This is a genomic window from Lysobacterales bacterium (assembly GCA_016703225.1).
Lineage (GTDB): Bacteria > Pseudomonadota > Gammaproteobacteria > Xanthomonadales > Ahniellaceae > JADKHK01.
In genome coordinates this window covers 546388-564644 of record JADJCM010000003.1, presented here as the reverse complement: position 1 = coordinate 564644, position 18257 = coordinate 546388, and the positions used below count along the sequence as shown (strand labels likewise).

At 66.6% G+C, this 18257-nt stretch carries 14 protein-coding genes and 1 pseudogene; 7 read left to right on the top strand and 8 right to left on the bottom strand.

Annotated elements, in window-relative coordinates:
* Nucleotides 1-7: 7 nt before the first annotated feature.
* From genX to smc, 4 genes and pseudogenes are all read right to left on the bottom strand, one after another.
* Nucleotides 8-968 (bottom strand): annotated as a pseudogene (gene genX, locus IPG63_15785) (EF-P lysine aminoacylase GenX).
* 3 nt (nt 969-971) lie between these two features.
* A complete protein-coding gene (gene ligA / locus IPG63_15780) occupies nt 972-3152 on the bottom strand; it encodes an NAD-dependent DNA ligase LigA (protein MBK6728659.1) in 2181 nt (726 codons plus the stop codon).
* Nucleotides 3058-3897, bottom strand: a complete 840-nt coding sequence (gene zipA, locus IPG63_15775) for a cell division protein ZipA (protein MBK6728658.1) — start codon at nt 3895-3897, stop codon at nt 3058-3060. Before zipA ends, ligA begins: the two co-directional genes overlap by 95 nt.
* Before the next feature lie 9 nt (nt 3898-3906).
* Nucleotides 3907-7407 (bottom strand): chromosome segregation protein SMC, encoded by a 3501-nt coding sequence (gene smc / locus IPG63_15770; protein ID MBK6728657.1) that lies wholly within the window; start codon nt 7405-7407, stop codon nt 3907-3909.
* A 113-nt stretch (nt 7408-7520) separates the two neighbouring features.
* On the opposite strand from smc, the gene queF reads away from it, so the two are divergent.
* Nucleotides 7521-7910 (top strand): NADPH-dependent 7-cyano-7-deazaguanine reductase QueF, encoded by a 390-nt coding sequence (gene queF / locus IPG63_15765; GenBank protein MBK6728656.1) that lies wholly within the window; start codon nt 7521-7523, stop codon nt 7908-7910.
* A gap of 3 nt (nt 7911-7913) precedes the next feature.
* Here queF and IPG63_15760 read toward each other — a convergent pair whose 3' ends face one another.
* The 4 genes from IPG63_15760 to IPG63_15745 are packed head-to-tail and all read right to left on the bottom strand — an operon-like array spanning nt 7914 to nt 9207.
* Nucleotides 7914-8309: a type II toxin-antitoxin system VapC family toxin gene (locus tag IPG63_15760; GenBank protein MBK6728655.1), complete on the bottom strand. Its 396-nt coding sequence runs from the start codon at nt 8307-8309 to the stop codon at nt 7914-7916.
* Entirely contained in the window at nt 8306-8581 is a 276-nt protein-coding gene (locus IPG63_15755; protein MBK6728654.1) for an AbrB/MazE/SpoVT family DNA-binding domain-containing protein, read from the bottom strand. The genes IPG63_15760 and IPG63_15755 overlap by 4 nt, the downstream gene beginning before the upstream one ends.
* A 51-nt stretch (nt 8582-8632) precedes the next feature.
* Nucleotides 8633-8908, bottom strand: a complete 276-nt coding sequence (locus IPG63_15750; protein ID MBK6728653.1) for a BolA family transcriptional regulator — start codon at nt 8906-8908, stop codon at nt 8633-8635.
* Nucleotides 8908-9207 (bottom strand): YciI family protein, encoded by a 300-nt coding sequence (locus tag IPG63_15745; GenBank protein ID MBK6728652.1) that lies wholly within the window; start codon nt 9205-9207, stop codon nt 8908-8910. The genes IPG63_15750 and IPG63_15745 overlap by 1 nt, the downstream gene beginning before the upstream one ends.
* Nucleotides 9208-9482: 275 nt before the next feature.
* On the opposite strand from IPG63_15745, the gene IPG63_15740 reads away from it, so the two are divergent.
* The 6 genes from IPG63_15740 to IPG63_15715 all read left to right on the top strand — a co-directional run bounded on the left by IPG63_15740 (nt 9483) and on the right by IPG63_15715 (nt 18248).
* Complete coding sequence (locus IPG63_15740) at nt 9483-10352, top strand: segregation/condensation protein A (protein ID MBK6728651.1); 870 nt, start codon at nt 9483-9485, stop codon at nt 10350-10352.
* 14 nt (nt 10353-10366) lie between these two features.
* Nucleotides 10367-11173 carry an SMC-Scp complex subunit ScpB gene (scpB, locus tag IPG63_15735; GenBank protein ID MBK6728650.1) on the top strand — a complete coding sequence of 269 codons (807 nt, stop codon included), beginning with the start codon at nt 10367-10369 and terminating at the stop codon, nt 11171-11173.
* A 10-nt stretch (nt 11174-11183) separates the two neighbouring features.
* Nucleotides 11184-12635 carry an rRNA pseudouridine synthase gene (locus IPG63_15730; protein ID MBK6728649.1) on the top strand — a complete coding sequence of 484 codons (1452 nt, stop codon included), beginning with the start codon at nt 11184-11186 and terminating at the stop codon, nt 12633-12635.
* A 74-nt stretch (nt 12636-12709) separates the two neighbouring features.
* On the top strand, nt 12710-14803 hold the full coding sequence (locus IPG63_15725; GenBank protein MBK6728648.1) for a hypothetical protein: 2094 nt from the start codon (nt 12710-12712) through the stop codon (nt 14801-14803).
* Nucleotides 14800-15423 (top strand): sigma-70 family RNA polymerase sigma factor, encoded by a 624-nt coding sequence (locus IPG63_15720; protein MBK6728647.1) that lies wholly within the window; start codon nt 14800-14802, stop codon nt 15421-15423. Before IPG63_15725 ends, IPG63_15720 begins: the two co-directional genes overlap by 4 nt.
* Nucleotides 15420-18248 (top strand): serine/threonine protein kinase, encoded by a 2829-nt coding sequence (locus IPG63_15715; protein MBK6728646.1) that lies wholly within the window; start codon nt 15420-15422, stop codon nt 18246-18248. The genes IPG63_15720 and IPG63_15715 overlap by 4 nt, the downstream gene beginning before the upstream one ends.
* Nucleotides 18249-18257 lie beyond the last annotated feature (9 nt).

Genomic DNA, 18257 nt, shown 5'->3' with positions numbered 1-18257 from the left:
CGATCCTTCATGCGTTGGCGAAAGCATAGGCGAGCACGTCGCCCAGGTCATCCGCGCCGAGCATCGCCTGCAGCAGCCGCTCGATGCCGAGCGCCACGCCGGCGCAGTCCGGCAACTGCGGCAGCGCCGCGATCAGACGCAGGTCAATCGCGACTTCAGGCTGGCCGCGAGCACGTCGCACCGCGAGATCAGCCCCGAAGCGCCGCCGCTGCTCGCGGGCGTCGTTGAGCTCGTGATAGCCGTTCGCCAGCTCGCGCCGACCGAGGTAGCACTCGAAGCGCTCGGCGACCAGCACGTCGCCGCGCTCAACCACCCGCGCCAGCGCGCACTGCGATGCCGGGAAGTCGTGCACGACCAGTGCCGCGTCGGCATCCATCCGCGGCTGCAGTTGGTGCGTGACCAGCAGGTCGAGCCAGTCGTCACGCACCAGGTCCTTGGCCATCGATGCGCACGTTGCCGAGTGCCTGTTGCAACTCCGTGTTCGAGGCGAGGAACGGGTCGAGGTCGATCTCGGCGCGAAACCAGTCGCGGTAGCAGATCGTGCGCCGTTCCACGCTGCGCCCGACCATGGCCATCGCCATCGCGACCAGATCCAGCACTTCGCTGGCCAGCGCGCGGTGGTCGATGCCAACGCGGTACCACTCCAGCATCGTGAACTCGGGATTGTGCGTGCGTCCGGCCTCGCCATTGCGGAACACCCGCCCGAGTTCGTAGCAGTCGCCAACGCCCTCGGCCAGCAGTCGCTTCAGCGGAAACTCGGGCGAAGTCCGCAACCAGCGCCGCGCCGCGCCGGCTTCGACATGCCCAGCGAACGTGGTGCGGAAGCTCTCGATGTTCGGATCGGTGTTGCCGGCGGCAGAGAGGATCGGCGTCTCCACTTCCAGCACGCCGCGCTCGGCAAAAAATGCGCGCAGCGTCGCGTACAACTCGGCGCGCAGATGCAGCGCCCGCAGGCGATCGGCGTGCATGGCTCAGGCGCCGTGCTCGGCCAGCAAGGCCAGCAGCGCGTCTTCGTCGAGCACCGCGATGCCGAGCGCCTGTGCCTTGTCGAGCTTGCTGCCGGCTTCGCTGCCTGCGACGACGAAACTGGTCTTCGCCGACACGCTGCCCGAGACCTTGGCGCCCAGGGCTTCCAGGCGTCCCTTGGCTTCGTCTCGCGTCAGCGCGTTCAGGCTGCCGGTGAGCACGATGGTCTTGCCGAGCAAGGGCCCGGCTGCGGCCAGCGGCTCGCCCTCGTCCCACTGCACGCCGCGCACGCGCAGCAGCGCGATCACTTCGCGCTGATGCGGAGCCGCAAAGAACGCCGCGATGCGCGAGGCCACCACGGGTCCGACATCGGGCGCGCTCATCAGGTCCGCCTCGCTTGCAGATGCGATCCGATCGAGTGCACCGAAATGCCGCGCCAGGGTCTTCGCAGTCGACTCACCGACGTCGCGGATGCCGAGTGCGAACAACAGGCGAGGCAAACTGGTCTTACGGCTGGCGTCGATCGCCGCCAACAGGTTTTCGGCCCAGCGGCTCGCGACCTTGCCCTTCTTCACGGTCTCCGGCACCACGCCATCGCGCTCATCGGCGCGACGCTTCATCTCCAGCAGTTGCTCGAGCGTCAGCGCATACAGGTCGGCGACATGATGCACGTAGCCGAGATCAACCAGGTTCTCGATCCAGGCGTCGCCCAGGCCTTCGATGTCCATCGCCCGTCGTGACGCGAAATGGCGGATCGATTCCTTGCGCTGCGCCGGGCAGACACCGGTGCCAGTGCAACGCAGCACCGCCTCGTCGCCTTCGCGCGCGAGCTGCGAGCCGCACTCGGGACAGGCATTCGGCATCTCGAACGGCATGGCGTCAGCCGGACGCGAATCCAGCACCACCGCCACCACTTCCGGGATCACGTCGCCGGCGCGGCGCGCGATCACGGTGTCGCCGACACGCACGTCCTTGCGGCGTACTTCGTTTTCGTTGTGCAGGGTGGCATTGGTCACGACCACGCCGGCAACCTGGACCGGACGCAAGCGCGCGACCGGCGTGATGGCGCCGGTGCGGCCCACCTGCACGTCGATCGCCTCGACCACGGTTTGTTCCTCGCGCGCCGGGAACTTGTGCGCGATCGCCCAGCGCGGGGCACGTGAGACGAAGCCAAGTTCGCGCTGCGCCGCGATGTCGTCGACCTTGTACACCACACCGTCGATGTCATACGGCAAGTGGTCGCGTTGCTCGCCAATGCGCCGGTAGTACGCCAGCAGGCCATCGAGCCCGACGGCGCGATCGGCCTGCGGACACACTGGCAATCCGTAGCGGCGGAAGTCTGCGAGCATCGCCGTGTGTGCCGCCCAGTCGGCCTCTGGCTCGATCTTGCCCAGCGCGTACGCGAAAAATGCGAGCGGGCGCGAAGCAGCCACTTTCGGATCGAGTTGTCGCACCGACCCCGCCGCGGCATTGCGCGGATTGGCGAGCGTGCGCTCACCACGTTCGCGGGCGCGCTGGTTGAATGCTTCGAACGCGGCGCGCGGCATGTACACCTCGCCGCGCACCTCCAGCACGCGCGGCCAGTCGGCTCCGAACAGGCGCAAGGGCACCGACGGAATCGTGCGCACGCTGTGGGTCACGTCTTCGCCGGTACTGCCATCGCCGCGGGTCGCGGCGCGGGCAAGCACACCGTCGACGTAGCGCAGGCTGATCGCCAGCCCATCGATCTTGGGTTCGACCGAGAACGCGATGTCCTCGCGGCCGAGCTTGTCGGCGATGCGGCGAAAGAAGTCCTGTGCATCCTCGTCGCTGAAGGCATTGCCGAGACTCAGCATCGGCACGTCGTGACGCACTTCGGCGAAGCCGCCCGCGACGACGGCGCCGACGCGCTGGGTCGGCGAGTCCGCACTGACCAGATCGAGATGCGCGGCTTCCAGCGCCTGCAATTCACGCAGCAAGGCATCGAAGGCGCTATCGGAAATCGTCGGCGCGTCGAGCACGTGGTAGCGATGATTGTGGGCCGCGATCTCGCTGCGCAATTGCGCGACGCGCTGCGCGGCCTCGGCATGGGGAGCGGCGCGGCTCACGCGATCACCAAGTCTTGCGGATGGTGTTCTTTTCCTGCGCGCGGTCGTAGGCACGCAGCTCGTCGCGCAGGTGCTGGATGCGCTGGCGGCCGAGCGCATTGCGCTCCTCGTCGAGCACCTGCCCGCCCAACAGCTCGGCGAGGCGCTGCGCAGTCGGCAACATCGCGTCCCAGGCATCGAGCGCGGACTGCGCATTCGGCAGCACCATGAACAGCGACAACCCGGGCGTACGCAGCGACTGAATCTGTGCCATGTCAAAGCGACCCGGCCGAACCATGTTGGCGACGCTGAATACCGCGCCGTACTCCGAAGTCGTGGCCGGCATGCGGTGGAAGATGCCGAGATGGCCGTAGCGCAATCCGGTCTTCTCGGCGGCGACGATGATGTCGCTACCGGCGAAGGCATGGCCTTCCGGCGCTGCCACGTACACGGTCACGATGCGATCGCTCTTGTCGAGCGAGCGAGCGCCGTCGTTGGATTCGACATGGGCCAGCACCGGCGGCACGGCCGGGGACACGGATGGCGGCACGTCGATCTGCAACTCAGCCTGTTGCGGCTCGGGTTCGTCGCGCATCGGCGCCGCGCCCCTTGCCACTTCCGACTCGGCGCCTTCGCCCTGGATCTCGCGTCCAAGACGCGCCAGCTCGGCGGCCAGTTCGGGATCGAGATCCGGCCTTGCGACTGCGCGCAGGTCACCGATCTGCGGCTCGGCGCGTTCGCCTCCCTGCTTGGCTGGCATGCGCCGACCCTGCGGTGGCGCCGACCGCCGTCCGTTCCAGTAGATCAGACCCAGGATGAGCGCACCGACGATGGCGAGGATGATGCGCAGGGTGTTTGCGTCCATGGGGCCTCCCTACGCCGCGCCGGCCAGCTTGGCCGCTTCGGCAAGGTCAACCGAGACCAGTCGCGACACGCCCGGCTCGCGCATGGTCACGCCGCAAAGCTGGTTCGCGGCTTCCATGGTCGCCTTGTTGTGGGTCACGAACAGGAACTGCACGCGTTCGCTCATCTCGCTGACCATGTTGCAGAAGCGGCCGACATTGGCTTCGTCGAGCGGCGCATCGACCTCGTCGAGCAGACAGAACGGCGCCGGATTCAGGCGGAAAATCGAGAACACCAGGGCGACCGCAGTCAGCGCCTTTTCACCTCCCGAAAGCAGGCTGATCGAGGTGACGCGCTTGCCGGGCGGTCGCGCCATGATCGAAACGCCGGTATCGAGCAAGTCTTCGCCGGTCAACTCCAGATAGGCATGGCCGCCGCCGAACAGGCGCGGGAACAGTTCCTGCAAACCAGTGTTGACCTTGTCGAAGGTCTCCTTGAAGCGCGTGCGGGTTTCCTTGTCGATCTTCTTGATCGCACCTTCGAGCGTCTCCAGCGCCTGGGCCAAGTCGGCATTCTGGGCGTCCAGATACTGCTTGCGCGTCGACTGCTCGGCGAACTCCTGGATCGCGGCCAGGTTTACCGGTTCGAGACGACGGATCTTCTGCTCGAGATCGATCGCTTTCGCTTCCCAGACCTCGACGGTTGCCTCCGCCGGCAGTTCCGCAGCGACCGTATCGCTGGCGAAACCAGCTCCGGCAATCGCCTCGGCGTGGCTGTCGGCGCGCATGCGCAGGCTCTGCTCCTCCAGGCGCACGCCGGACAGCTTCTCGCGCTCGACGGAGAGTTCGCGTTCGACGCGATGACGGTCCTGCTCCAGCGATCGGAACGCGAGATCGCAGGTTTCCAGGGCCTTGCGCGCCTCGATCAGGCGCCTGTCGACCAGCATGCGCTGATCGAGATAGGTGCGTAGTTCGGCATCCAGCTGCACCCCCGGGTCGCTTTGCGTGGCCATCTGGTCGGCCAATTCCGACTTGCGCGACTGCAGCGTCGCCAACTGCTGCAGCATGCGCCCGAGCGACTGTTCCAGCGAGGACAGCGCCGAACGCTTGGACTCCGTGCGCAAAGCCAACTGGTGCGCCTGCTCGGAAGCTTCGCGCGCTGCACCGCGTGCGTCCTCGCGGCGTTCCAGGAACTGACGACGCTCGCCGTCGAGGCGCACCCGCAGCTCTTCCTGGTCGCCCATGGCCATGACTGCGCTATCCAGTCGTCCGCGCGCTTCGCGCGCCTCGGCATCGACCTGTTCGATGCGCGCGCGCAGTTCGACCAGTTCGGCGTCGATCCGTGTCGTTCGTTGCTGTGCGGCTTCGAGCTTGCCGCGTTCGCTCTGGATCTGCCCGGCGATCTCGGACAACTGCCGATGCGAGAAATACAGGTCACGCTGGGCATCGTCGCGCGCACGCTCGGCTTCGAAGTTCGCCTGCTTCAGTTCTTCCTGGTGCGCGATCAACTCCTCGATCTGCGCGTCCAGGGTCTGGATGCTCTCACCCAGCGTTTGCAGCTCGCGCTCGCGCGCCAGCACGCCGCTGCCGGCCTGGCTGCCCTTGGCCACCCGCAGCCAATCGCGACCGAGCCACTCGCCCTCAGGGGTGACGACCGAGTCGCCGAGGCCGAGACCCGCCGCGATCTGCTTGGCCGCCGCAAGCGAGTCGGCGACGCGCACGCGATCGAGCTGGGCGATGGCCGCGGCCGGTCCCTGCACGCGCGCCGACAAACGATCGTCGCCACTGGCCGCGCCGTTGCGACCATCGAGAACGGTGATCTGGCCGTCCTGCAGGGACTCCAGCGCGTCGCCGAACTGGTGCGGTGCATCGCCAATCGCGGCTTCGAGCCAGCCGGCGAGCACGGTTTCCACCGCCCGCTCCCAGCCATCCTGCACGCGCAGCGACTCGCCGAGACGACGCGACTTGCCGAGCCCGACCGCGTCGAACCACGCGGCCGCGGCGTTCTTCTCCTGGCCGAGTGCCGCATGCTGCAGCGCCTCGAGCGAAGACAGCCGACCCTTGGCCGATTGCAGGCGACTGCGCGCGTCATTCAACTGGTGCTGCAGTTCGCGCGTCTGCTCCTGCACCTGGCCGAGAGCGAGCTTGCGCTCATCGAGCATCTGGGTCAGCTGCTCGACCTTCTCCCTGGTCTCTTCCTGGCGCAGTAGCATAGCTTCGGCGCCGTCGCTGAGCGTTGCCACATCCATCTTCCGGCGCTCGTCCTCGAGCTGGGCAAGACGATTCGCCGCATCCAGCGACTGCTTGTCGAGGAAGTTCAGGCGCGTGCGTTCGACCTCGGCGGCACGCGCGGCTTCGCCGCTGTCGCGCGCATAGGCATCCCAGCGCGACTGCCAGTCGACGATCGCGGCTTCGGCTACGCGCATTGCCTCCTGGCGATTCTCGGCCTCGATCTGCAGGGTTTCGATCTGCGGTTCGGACTCGGCAAGTGACTCGCGCAGCAGTTCGATCTGCTCCTGGTCGCCGCGGATGTGTTCGGCCACCTCGTTCAGCGCGGTGTCGGTTTCCTTCGCGGCGCGCTGCAGGCGCTCGGCGAGATCGCGGTTGTAGGTGATCTGCTGCTCGACGCGGGCGATCTCGCCGCCGACTCGATACAACTCGCCCTGCACCGTGTTGAAGTGATCGGTCGCTTCGATCTGCTTGCCGCGTTCTTCCTCGAGCCGCGCCTCGATCGCGCGTTGCTCGCTGGTCAGCTGTTCGCTGCGCAATTCGATCTGGCGCAAAGCCTGGCCGCGGGCATCGAGCTCGCCCTGCAGTTCGCGCAGGTGCAGCGCCTTGAGTTCGGCGTCGACGCGGGCATGCTCGGCCTTGAGCTTCTGGTAACGCTCGGCCTGCTTGGCCTGGCGATTGAGATGGTCGAGGTGCTTGTCGACTTCCTGGCGCAGATCGCTCAGGCGATCGAGATTTTCGCGCGTCGACTTGATGCGCGATTCGGTTTCCTTGCGGCGCTCCTTGTACTTGGAGATGCCGGCGGCTTCTTCGAGATGCAGGCGCAAGTCTTCAGGACGCGCTTCGACGATCTGGCTGATCATGCCCTGCTCGATGATCGAGTAGCTGCGTGCACCGAGGCCGGTGCCGAGGAACACGTCGACGATATCGCGACGGCGGCACCGGGCGTTGTTAAGGAAATAGTTCGACTGGCCGTCGCGACTGACCTGGCGCTTGATCGAGATCTCGTTGAAGTTCGCGTATTCGCCCTGGATGGTGCCATCGGAGTTGTCGAAGATCAGTTCGACCTGGGCACTGCCGACCGGCTTGCGCTGGCCGGAGCCGGAGAAGATCACGTCGGTGATGGCGTCGCCGCGCAGGCGGCTGGCCGCGCTCTCGCCCATCACCCAGCGGATGGCGTCGATGATGTTCGACTTGCCGCACCCGTTCGGACCGACGACGCCGGTCATGTTGGTCGGGAGATGAAGGGTCGTCGGATCGACGAAGGACTTGAAGCCGGAGAGTTTGATCGTCGAAAGTCGCATCGTGCGTGTTTCGTCATGAATTCGTGAGCGTCGGACGACGGACAAACATTCGTTTGCGGCACCAAGGTCGCTTCGCTACCTTTGCGCGCCCAACCGTATCCGAGAGAACGACCGTGTCGACCAAACCGTCGAAAACGCTGGAGACCTTCCCCAACCCACAGCCGGGCCGGGACTATACCATCCGGATGCGGATTCCCGAGTTCACCTGCGTCTGCCCCAAGACCGGACAACCGGACTTCGCCACCCTGCACCTCGACTATGTACCGGAAAAGACTTGCGTCGAGTTGAAGTCACTCAAGCTCTATATGTGGAGCTACCGCGACCAAGGCGCCTTCCACGAAGCAGTGACCAACCAGATTCTCGACGATCTGGTCAAGGCGACCAAACCGCGCTTCCTGCGCCTGACCGCCGAGTGGTACGTGCGCGGCGGCATCTACACCACCGTGGTCGCCGAGCACCGCGCCAAGGGCTGGAAGCCGGCGGCCAAGGTGGAATTGCCGTAGCCCCTACTTCAGCAGGGTCATGCCGTAGCGGCACGCGCCCTGGTCAAAGCTGGCCACCTGACTACAGCCGGCTTCACGTGCAATTTCGACCACCAGCGCATCATTGAAGCGATCGCCACGACCGTCGATGCGCATCAACGCACGAGCCACTGCGGTCCTGTGCTCGACCTGCAATTGCCGAACGTCGAGCAGCATGCGCAACAAGTTCAACCGCTCCGGGGCGGCGACACGGTACCGGCTGCGCAAGATCCAAAGGGTTTCCAGCAACACGGCGATGCTGATGAATCCCGGCTGACGATCCGATAGCTGATCCTGGATCAAGCGCGTCGCCAGCCTGGCCTGAACGGGCTCGTCCTGGACCAGATATCGCACGAGCACATTGGTGTCGATCCCGATCAACGCACCTTCTTCCGGCCCACGGCGCGTTCGAAGCGGAGTGCGGCCTCATCAAGGATGGCGTGCTCCATCTCCTGCAAGGTCACCGGTTTCGCGACGCGACCAGCGAAAATTCCGCGCAATTCACGAATGTCCCTGCGTCGCGGCAGGACGCGAAACCCGCCCTCGGCATCGCGCACGAAATCGACCTTGTCGCCTGCATCCAGACCCATCGATTCACGCACGTCCTTCGGCAGCGTGATTTGCCCCTTGCTGGTTACCGTGGCAGTGGACATCGAATTCTCCTTACCTCTGGTAAGGGATATTCCAGCGGCGCTCCGAGGAAATCAAGCCTGGGGCGCGCCGGACTTGATCGCCAGCGCGGGAATGTCGGTGCTCATCAAAGCTCCGAGTGCCGCGTAGATGGCGCGGTGCTGGGCCAGGGTTGGCTTGCCGCGGAAGGCCTCGGCACTGATCTGCACGCTGAAATGGCCACGGCCGTCGCGCGCGCCTTCATGGCCGGCATGCTTGTGGCTGTCGTCGATGACTTCGAGTGCCACGGGCTGGAACGCGGCCTCGAGCCGGCGACGAATCTCGGCGACGCGTTGATCGCGCGGCAGCATCAGGGCAAAGCCTTGCGGAACGGACGCACGTCGACGCGCGCATACACGCCGGCCGCGACATAAGGATCGGCCTCGGCCCAGGCACGTGCGTCGGCGAGCGCATCGAACTCGGCGATGATCACGCTGCCGCTGAAACCCGCCGGGCCGGGATCTTCGGCGTCGATCGCCGGGCATGGACCCGCCATCAGCAGGCGGCCGTCATCAAGCAACGCGCGCAGGCGATCGAGATGGGCCGGGCGCGACGCGAGACGCGCCGGCAGCGAATCAGGATGATCGAAGCCTTCGATGAGATACCACATGCGTTCAGTATCGGCGGCCGGCCCGCTCTGGACAAGCGCCGTCGCGCCACGTAACCTGCGCGCCACGAATGGAACAAAGCCTCGCAGGCCGAGCGTTCCGAAGCCGCCCGACGAGTGGCCCGTTGTCTCCCAGACCCTGGACCGGCACCGCACAGCGCGGTCCCCTCGTGGGTTGCGGATTTCTCTATTGATCGATCATTGCAATGTGGCGCGCCCTGGGCGCGAACGTCCTTGGCGCATGGCGCAAGCCTGATGCGTTTCGACACCGGAACTCCATGAGCAGCGAAGCCGCTGAACCCAACGCCAACGTCGTGCCGTTCCCGGTGCAACCACAGCAGCAGGAAATGCCGTTGGCGACCGTGCGTGGCCAGCCGATGCTGCAGATGCCGCAGGACCTGTACATCCCGCCGGACGCGCTCGAGGTGATCCTCGAAGCGTTCGAGGGACCGCTTGACCTGCTGCTGTACCTGATCCGTCGCCAGAACCTCGACATTCTCGACATTCCGATCGCCGAGATCACGCGCCAGTACGTCGACTACATCGACCTGATGCAGGACATGCGACTCGAACTCGCCGCCGACTATCTGGTGATGGCCGCGATCCTGGCCGAGATCAAGTCGCGACTGCTGCTGCCGCGTCCGCCCGGCGCCGAGAATCTTGAGGACGATCCGCGCGCCGATCTGGTGCGCCGCCTGCAGGAGTACGAGCGCTTCAAGAAGGCGGCCGAGGACATCGAGGCGATGCCGCGCCAGGACCGCGATTTCTTCCCGGCCAGTGCCGAAGTCGGCGAGCGCAATGTGGTGCGCATCCCGCCGCCGGTCGAACTGAAGGAGTTGCTGCTCGCGCTCAAGGACGTGCTCAAGCGTGCCGACCTGTTCGGCCGCCACAACATCAAGCGCGAGGCACTGTCGGTGCGCCAGCGCATGACCGAGGTGCTGGGCGCGCTCGAGGATCGCGAGTTCCACGTGTTCGAGGCATTGTTCACCATCGAGGAGGGACGTCTCGGTGTGGTCGTCACGTTTCTTGCGATCCTCGAGCTGGCCAAGGAAAACCTGGTCGAGATCACCCAGAACGATGCGTTCGCGCAGATCTACGTGCGCACCCGCACCGTTGCCGCCGAAACCGTAGTCGAAGTCGAACCCTGATGTTCACGCCCACGATGGAAATCGCCCAACTGAAGCGCATCATCGAAGCCGCCCTGCTCGCCTCCGGCCAGCCGCTGCCGCTGATCCAGATCAACGAACTGTTCGGCGAGGAGGAAATGCCGGGCGTCGACAGCATCGCCAATGCGATCGCGGAACTGCAGCAGGACTGCAGCGACCGCGGCATCGAGTTGGTCGAGGTTGCGAGCGGCTGGCGCTACCAGATCCGCCGCGAAACCCAGCCCTGGGTCTCGCGCCTGTGGAGCGAACGTCAGACCAAGTATTCGCGCGCGCTGCTCGAAACCCTGGCGCTGATCGCCTACCGGCAACCAATCACGCGCGCCGAGATCGAACAGATCCGCGGCGTCGCGGTATCGACCAACATCATCAAGACGATGGAGGAGCGCGAATGGATCCGCGTCGTCGGCCATCGTGATGTGCCCGGCCGGCCGGCGCTGTTTGGCACCACCAAGCACTTCCTCGACTATTTCAGCCTGAAGAGCCTGGACCAGTTGCCGCCGCTGGCCGAACTGCGCGACCTGAGCGAACTAGACCCGCAGCTCGACCTCGATCCGCAGGCGATCGGGGCACTGCCGACGCCGCTTGCGTCTGCCGGCGACGACGCCATGGACCCAGGTGACGATGGCGCCGCTGAGACCTTCATCGAGCGCCAGCAACTGGTCGAGTCCAACAACATCGAATCCACCATTGCCCCGGCCGAACACGGCGCCGGCGTCGAATCCGCAGAAACGCCGAGCGAAGAACGCAGCGGCGACGACTACGACGCGCCGGATGGCGGCGTCGATCCCGAGGACCACCCATGAGCACAGCAGCATGAGCACCGAAGAATCCCCGCGCCGCGTCCTGTCACTGAAGCGCGAGGGCCGCGACGGCGGCCCGGTCGTCGAAGAACGCCTGCAGAAGGTCATGGCGCAAGCCGGCATCGGTTCGCGCCGCGCCATCGAGGAGCGCATCAGCGCCGGCGAAATCAAGGTCAATGGCGGCGTCGCGGAAATTGGCTCCAGCATCCGCAATGGTGATCGCGTCGAAATCGACGGCAAGGTGTTCATGGCGATGCCGACGCCGGCGGAAGAGGTGCAACTGCTGCTCTATCACAAGCCCGAAGGTGAACTGACCACGACCGACGATCCGGACGGTCGCCGCACCGTGTTCGAGCGCCTGCCCAAGCTCAAGGGCGCGCGTTGGATCGCGATCGGCCGGCTCGACATGAACACCACCGGCCTGCTGCTGCTGACCACCGATGGCGAACTCGCGAACGCGATGATGCATCCTTCGCATGAGGTCGAACGCGAGTACGTCTGCCGCATCCATGGCACCGTCACCGAAGAGATCCTGGAACGCCTGAAGAATGGCATCCTGCTGGAAGATGGCAGCGCCCAGTTCGACGAGATCCACACCATCTCGCTCGGCGAAACGCACAGCTGGTTCCGCGTCACCCTGCGCGAAGGACGCAACCGCGAGGTGCGACGCATGTGGGAAGCAGTCGGGCTGCTGGTGTCGCGCCTCAAGCGCATCCGCTACGGCAGCATCGAACTGCCGCGTCAACTGCGTCGCGGCCACTATCAGCCGTTGCCGATCGAGGAAATCGTCGCGCTGCGCAAGCAGGCCGGCCTTGGCGATGTCCCCGATACACTGACCCTGCAGGCGGTGCTCGGCGTGCGCCGCGCGCAGAAAAACGTCAACGAATTCCGCCCCGCGGGCAAGGCCGAGGGCTGGAGCGGCCAGCAGGATGAGGGTCGCGAACTGCGCGCCTTCGACCGCGTTTCCGACGACGGCTTCCGCCGCGATCGCAAGCCCGGCTCGGGCGCGCGTCGCGGCAAACCCGGCGCCAAACCGGGTGGCGGCTACAAGGCCGGCGGACCGCGTCCGCCCGGCGGAAAGCCAGGCGGCTTCAAGGGCAAGCCGCGCCGCGATGGCGCCGCTCCCGGCGCGCATGGCGGTGCCGAGCGCGGCAACAGTTTCGGCGGCGAAGAACGCCCGAGCCACGACGACGACAACCGCGGCAACCGGATTGACGCGCGCCCGGCGCGCCCCTCGGGCAATTTCGCGCCAGCCGGCCCGGGCGGCAAACCGCGTCGCGAAGGCGGCGGTGGCCGGCGTGCTCCGGCCACGTTCACCGGCCCGATGGACTCGCACAGTTTCATGGACAACCCGCGTCCGCAGGGCCGCGGCCCCGGCCCGCGCCCCGCAGGCGGCCCGCGCCCGGGTGGCGCGCGTCCCGGCGGCGGAAAGCCGAACCGCGGCGGTCCGCGCGGTCCGCGCTGAGACGAGATTGGCGCGTGTCGTGATCGCCCGCCAGACTTCGCTTGCTCCGGTGCATCCCCTGCCCGGAGTTCCCGATGTCCTTGCTGCGTTCGAAGTCGTTGCTTCCGCTGTCTGCGTTGCTGCTGGCGGCCACCGCCGCACCAGCCGCCGTACGCACCTGGCCGGGCGCGCCGCCCTGCCATCACACGCTGCAGAACTGCCTCAATGGCGTTGACCCTGGCGACGTCGTGGAGATCGCCAGCGATGCCACGATCGACGAGTCGCTGCTGATCGAGGATCGACTGGTCAGCCTGCGCGCAGCGGAGGGCTTCCACCCAACCCTGGCCGCCGGGCGCAACCTGATCGTCGACTTCTCGCCAAGCAGCACCGGTTTCTGGGTTCCCTACGACCTGGTCTACGCCGGACTGGCATTCGCAGGCGGCCGCTTCGAGTTTGCGACGACGCGTGCCGGGCACGCGCTGATCGAACGCATGGACGTCACGCAAGTCGGCACGAGCGGTGGCTTGTACCTCGCAACCCTCGGCACTGACACCGGCTCGGCCACCGAGATCACGCTGCGCCAGAATCGCGTGCGGGCATCGCTCGACGCCGTACAGGCGCTGTTCGTCGGACTGAACGCACCGACGCAGATCCTGATCGAAGACAACCTGATCGAATCGCAACCCGGCCCGCCCAACCCGAGCGCGTCGCGCGCAGGGCTTTCGGTGATCGGCACCACCCAGAACGGCAGCGTCGAAATCCGCCGCAACCGCATCGTCGCGAGTGTCGATCCCGATGCCGTCGTCAGCCCGCTGCGCGAAGGAATCCGTCTGACTCCTTTCGGCGCCAGCGTGTCGTTCGAGGTTCGCGTCATCGACAACCTGATCGACACCGGCACGCAGTGGACCGATGTCGCCATCGCCAGCAGCGTCGGCACTGGCAGCAGCCGCTACGACATCACCAACAACACCATTCGCAGCTTCGGCCGCGGCATCGCCCTGTACGACACCTCGCCGTCGCACACCGCCCTGACCGCGCGCATCCGCAACAACATCGTCGCACGCACGACTGCGGCCGGCTCGGAGCCCGGCCTGACATGGACGCCTGGACACCCCGACATCAGCAACGACCACAATCTGCTGTTCAACACGGTGGGCAACTCCACGCCGCTGGGGCCGAACACGTTGCTGGCCGATCCGCAGTTCGCATCCGTGCACGATCTGCGCCTGCAGCCGACGTCGCCCGCCATCGACGCCGGCAACTACCTGGCGCGCGAGGCGCTGCTCCATCTCGGCGTACCCGCGCCGCTCGACAACGATGGCCTGCGCCGGGAGATCGGTGCCTGGGTCGATCTGGGTGCCTTCGAGTTCGGCGACCAGAGCTTCACCCACAACGCCGGTACCAGTGCCAGCGCCACCGAATTGAGCCGCCCGGGCCTGGACGACAACCCCGCGGCACTGATGCACATCACCCGCAGCGGCGGCAGCGATTCCAGCTCGATCGTTGCCAGCCCCGGGCCGCTGTCGCAGTCGTTCGGCGAGTTCACCCAGCGCTGGTCGCTGATCAGCAGCGACGGTGTGAATCTGCCGGCAGACACCGGGTTCACGATCCGACAGTTGGCCAGCGGCGGACACGCGGGAACCCACCTGACCTCTGCAGCGAACAACTTCTCGGTTTCCGGCACCAGCCTGAGCGCCTCCTGGGCCGATCTGCCGAGCAACTGGATCTTCCTGGTCAGCGCCACCCGTGGCGCCGGACTCAGCAGCACGCACAATCCCCACCCGTTCGGTGCGGCGCACCTCAACGGCGCCTGGCGCATCGTCAACACCGACAGCGCCGCCATGCCCAATGCCACCGCCTTCGTGGTCTACGCCCAGGCTCCGAGCCGGAACGCGTTCCTGCACACTGTCTCGGCCGCCAATCTGGTGACGCCGGTGGTGTCGCTGCTGGATCATCCGGCACTGAACGGCGTGCACTGCGCCAATCCGCACGTTGCGGGGAGCGGCAGCGGCCAGATGCCGACGCCGTTGGTCAGCGTTCGCTACGAACCTTCGCTGCAACGCTGGTACCTGCTCAATGCCAGCCCCGCGATCGCGATGGCTGCGGGCAACCGCTATGCCGTCGTGATTGACCCGCGGTTCAGTGCGGACGCCTGCCGCGGCCCGCTGTTCGGGGATGGTTTCGAATGATTGCGCCGCGGATTGCCGAACGGCTGGCGGCACGCAAGAATGCGGCTCTGTTGCGTTGCCTGCGCGAGTCGCCGATGTCCGACGCCCGACCCGAGACCGTGTCTTCCCGTCCCGGCATCGACGATGCCTTTCACCGCCTCTACGCCGAACTCAAGCGCCTGGCGCGGGCGCAGCGCCGCCGCCGCGGCGATACCCTGAACACCACCGGCCTGGTCCACGACCTCTACCTTTCGCTGGCCGCGCGCGACGATCTGGACCTGCGCGAACCGGTGCGCTTCTATGCCTATGCCGCGAAGGCGATGCGCCATCTGCTGGTCGACCGCGCGCGTGCCCGCGCCCGCCTCAAGTCCGGCGGCGACCAGATCCTGGTCGAACTTCCGCACGATGACGAGACCCTGCTCGCCGGCTGGCTCGACACTCCCGAGCGCGCCTTCGAGCTGGACAGCGCCATCAATGCCCTGGAACGCGAAGACGCGCGCGCCGCGGACGTGGTCGAGCTGTACCTCTTCGGCGGGCTGACGCTGGAGCGCATCGCCACCATGCATGGCCTCTCGACGCGCACGGTCGACCGCGATTGGCGCTTCGCGCGCGCCTACCTGCAGCAGGCGCTGGCACCATGAGCGAAGCCCCCGGTTCGACGCTGCGCGCCTGGTTCGAGGCCGCTCTCGAACAACCGACGCAGGTGCGCTCCACCTGGCTCGAAGCGCACTGCACCGATTCCGCGCTGCGCGCCCAGGTCCAGTCGTTGCTGGCGAACGCGCACAAGGACATCGACGCCACCCTGCTCGACCATCTGCACGCGCATTTCGCCACCGCCGACGCCAGCGCCGAACACGTCGCCGCCGACTGGAGCGGACGCGCGCTCGGCAGCTACCGCCTACAGCGTTGCATCGGCGAAGGTGGCATGTCGGTGGTCTACCTGGCACAGCGCCTCGATACGGACGACACGCGGCCGGTCGCGGTCAAGATCCTGCGCATCGGCATGCACGCCGAGGAGCGCCAGAAGGCGTTCCGACGCGAGCGCGAGGCATTGTCCAGACTCGACCATCCGAGCATTGCGCGCTTGATCGACGGCGGCATCCAGGAAGGGCTTCCGTATCTGGTCATCGACTATGTCGATGGCCAACCGCTGACCACCCACGCGCGCGCGCAAGCGCTGCCGCTGCGTGCGCGACTCGGATTGTTTGCCACCGTGTGCCGCGCAGTCGAGTCCGCACATCGGCAACTGGTCGTGCACCGCGACATCAAGCCCTCGAACGTGTTCCTGCGCCGCTCCGGCCGGCCCATGCTGCTCGACTTCGGCATCGCCAAGCTGCTCGACTCCGACGAGGCGACGACGCGCACCACGCACATCGCGTTCACGCCGGACTACGCTGCTCCGGAACAGCTCGCCAACGACCCGGTATCCACCGCCACCGATGTGTTCGCGCTCGGCGTCGTGCTGCATGAATTGCTGACCGGGGTGCGCCCGGAACGCGGCTGGACGACGCGCCCATCGGTGATCGCCACCCGCATCGGCGACGACGAATTGCCCGCCGGGCTGCAATTGCGGGCGCTGCGTGCGAGCCTGGTCGGGGATCTGGACAACGTCATCCTGAAGGCAATCGACCCGGATCCGCAGCGCCGATACGGCAGCGCCGGAGCGTTCGCTGACGACATCGACCGCTATCTCGACGGACGCCCGGTGTCGGCCCACCCGCACTCACGCTGGTACCGCACGCGCAAGTTCGTGCAACGCCATCGCGGTGCGGTGAGCCTGAGTGCGGCGCTGGCCGTGGCGCTGGTCGCAAGCCTTGCCGTCGCCGTGCAACAGGGCCGCGAGGCATCGCAGCAGGCGCAGGCCGCGCAACGCGCGGCCGCGACCGCGCGCTCCGAGTCCGCACGTGCCAACGCCGTGCGCGACTACCTGCTCGGCATCTTCAAGGCGGCGCAGGAGCAGCTTCCCGAGGGCCAGCGGCCAACACCGCAGCAACTGGTGCAGGCGGCCGCCGCCAAGCTCGAAACCAGCACCGACCTCGACCATCCCACGCGCGCCGCACTCTACGCTGCCTATGCCGACATCAGCTCCACGATGAGCGAGCACGCCGACGCCATGCGCGCCTATGCGCGTGCGGCAGACTTGGTGTCAAAGCAGCCCCAGGATCGCCGCGACTGGCTCGTATACAACCTGAAACATGCGTACTCGCTGAACCTGGATGGCCAGAATGGCGCCGCGCTGGCACTCGCCGCACCGCTGATCGAGGAACTGCGCGCCCTGCCCGACGAAGCGGCACTGACCGGCCTGGTCGACTGGACCGATATCCTGGTCGGCGCCGCGCGTTTCGATGAGGCCATCGACTCCGCCGACGACGTCGCCAAGCGCGCCGCACGACTGCCCGACCGACCTCCGCAGGAAGCACGCTTTCTCGCCCTGTTGCCGGGATGGGTGCGCGTTTCGGCCGGGCGTCCGAAAGACGCCGTGATCCCATTGCAACGCGCCCTCGACGCATGGCGCGCATCGTCGGCCCCAAAGGACACCGAGTTCGCTGGCGGCCTGACTGCACTATCGGTAGCGCAATACCAACTCGGGCGGAAGGACGAGGCCCGCGTCTTGCTGGAAGAAGCGCTGGCGTTGTCCAGGACCATCTTCAAGGCACCGCACGAACGTCTCGCCAGCCTGATCGAGGACCTGTCGCTCATCGAGCTCCAGCAAGGCAATCTCGACGCGGCGGCAAGACATGCGGCGGACGCCATTGCGATGTCTTCCGCACTATTTGGCCCCGCCCATCCCAGAGTGCTGTCGGCGAGACTGTCCGCCGCTACCATCGACTGGGACCGCATCGGCGTCGCGCACGCCATCGCCGAATACCGCGCCATCGCAGAAATCTGCGCCACCTCCGGGCAGGAGACGAACAACCCCGACTGCCCGCGCGCTTGGCGAAACTTGGGCAATGCGCTGGTGCATGTGAAGCAACTGGATCAGGCGTTACTGGCGGGCGAAAAAGGCCAGGCGCTGACCCTGGCCATGTATGGAGCACAGCACAACGAGTATGGGACGGCGATGGCGGTGCGCGCCACCATCATCTTCGCGATGAAGCGCTACGACGAGGCGTTGTTGTGGAACGATCGTGCGCTGGCGATCTTCAAGCACAACGGCACTGATCAGAACATTTTGGGTGCCGATTTGCACCGCAACCGCGTCGCCTCGCTGCGTGGACTGAAACGCTACCCCGAAGCGCTCGCGGCACTGGCCGCTGCGGCCGAGATCTTCGAGCGCTACGCCCCGAACGACCTGCCACGGCAGGCCGACATGGTCGGGCAGCGGGCGCTGATCCACGCTGCCCAGGGGCAGTCGCAATTGGCGGAGAAAGAGGCACGAGAGGCCCTGCAACTCGACCCGGACCTGACCAAGTGTTTCACCCTCGACCGCCCTCGACTCCGCGCCCTTGCGACACCACCCGGTTAAGACTGACCG

Excerpts from the sequence above, each read along its gene's own strand:
- IPG63_15740 (MBK6728651.1), top strand. The coding sequence starts at position 9,483 with ATGAGCAGCGAAGCCGCTGAACCCAACGCCAACGTCGTGCCGTTCCCG.
- smc (MBK6728657.1), bottom strand. The coding sequence starts at position 7,407 with ATGCGACTTTCGACGATCAAACTCTCCGGCTTCAAGTCCTTCGTCGAT.
- IPG63_15730 (MBK6728649.1), top strand. The coding sequence starts at position 11,184 with ATGAGCACCGAAGAATCCCCGCGCCGCGTCCTGTCACTGAAGCGCGAG.
- scpB (MBK6728650.1), top strand. The coding sequence starts at position 10,367 with ATGGAAATCGCCCAACTGAAGCGCATCATCGAAGCCGCCCTGCTCGCC.
- IPG63_15755 (MBK6728654.1), bottom strand. The coding sequence starts at position 8,581 with ATGTCCACTGCCACGGTAACCAGCAAGGGGCAAATCACGCTGCCGAAG.
- ligA (MBK6728659.1), bottom strand. The coding sequence starts at position 3,152 with ATGCGCTCGGCCGCCAGCGCATCCAGCACCTGCGCGACGAGCTGCGTG.
- zipA (MBK6728658.1), bottom strand. The coding sequence starts at position 3,897 with ATGGACGCAAACACCCTGCGCATCATCCTCGCCATCGTCGGTGCGCTC.
- IPG63_15750 (MBK6728653.1), bottom strand. The coding sequence starts at position 8,908 with ATGCTGCCGCGCGATCAACGCGTCGCCGAGATTCGTCGCCGGCTCGAG.
- IPG63_15745 (MBK6728652.1), bottom strand. The coding sequence starts at position 9,207 with ATGTGGTATCTCATCGAAGGCTTCGATCATCCTGATTCGCTGCCGGCG.
- IPG63_15725 (MBK6728648.1), top strand. The coding sequence starts at position 12,710 with ATGTCCTTGCTGCGTTCGAAGTCGTTGCTTCCGCTGTCTGCGTTGCTG.
- IPG63_15715 (MBK6728646.1), top strand. The coding sequence starts at position 15,420 with ATGAGCGAAGCCCCCGGTTCGACGCTGCGCGCCTGGTTCGAGGCCGCT.
- IPG63_15720 (MBK6728647.1), top strand. The coding sequence starts at position 14,800 with ATGATTGCGCCGCGGATTGCCGAACGGCTGGCGGCACGCAAGAATGCG.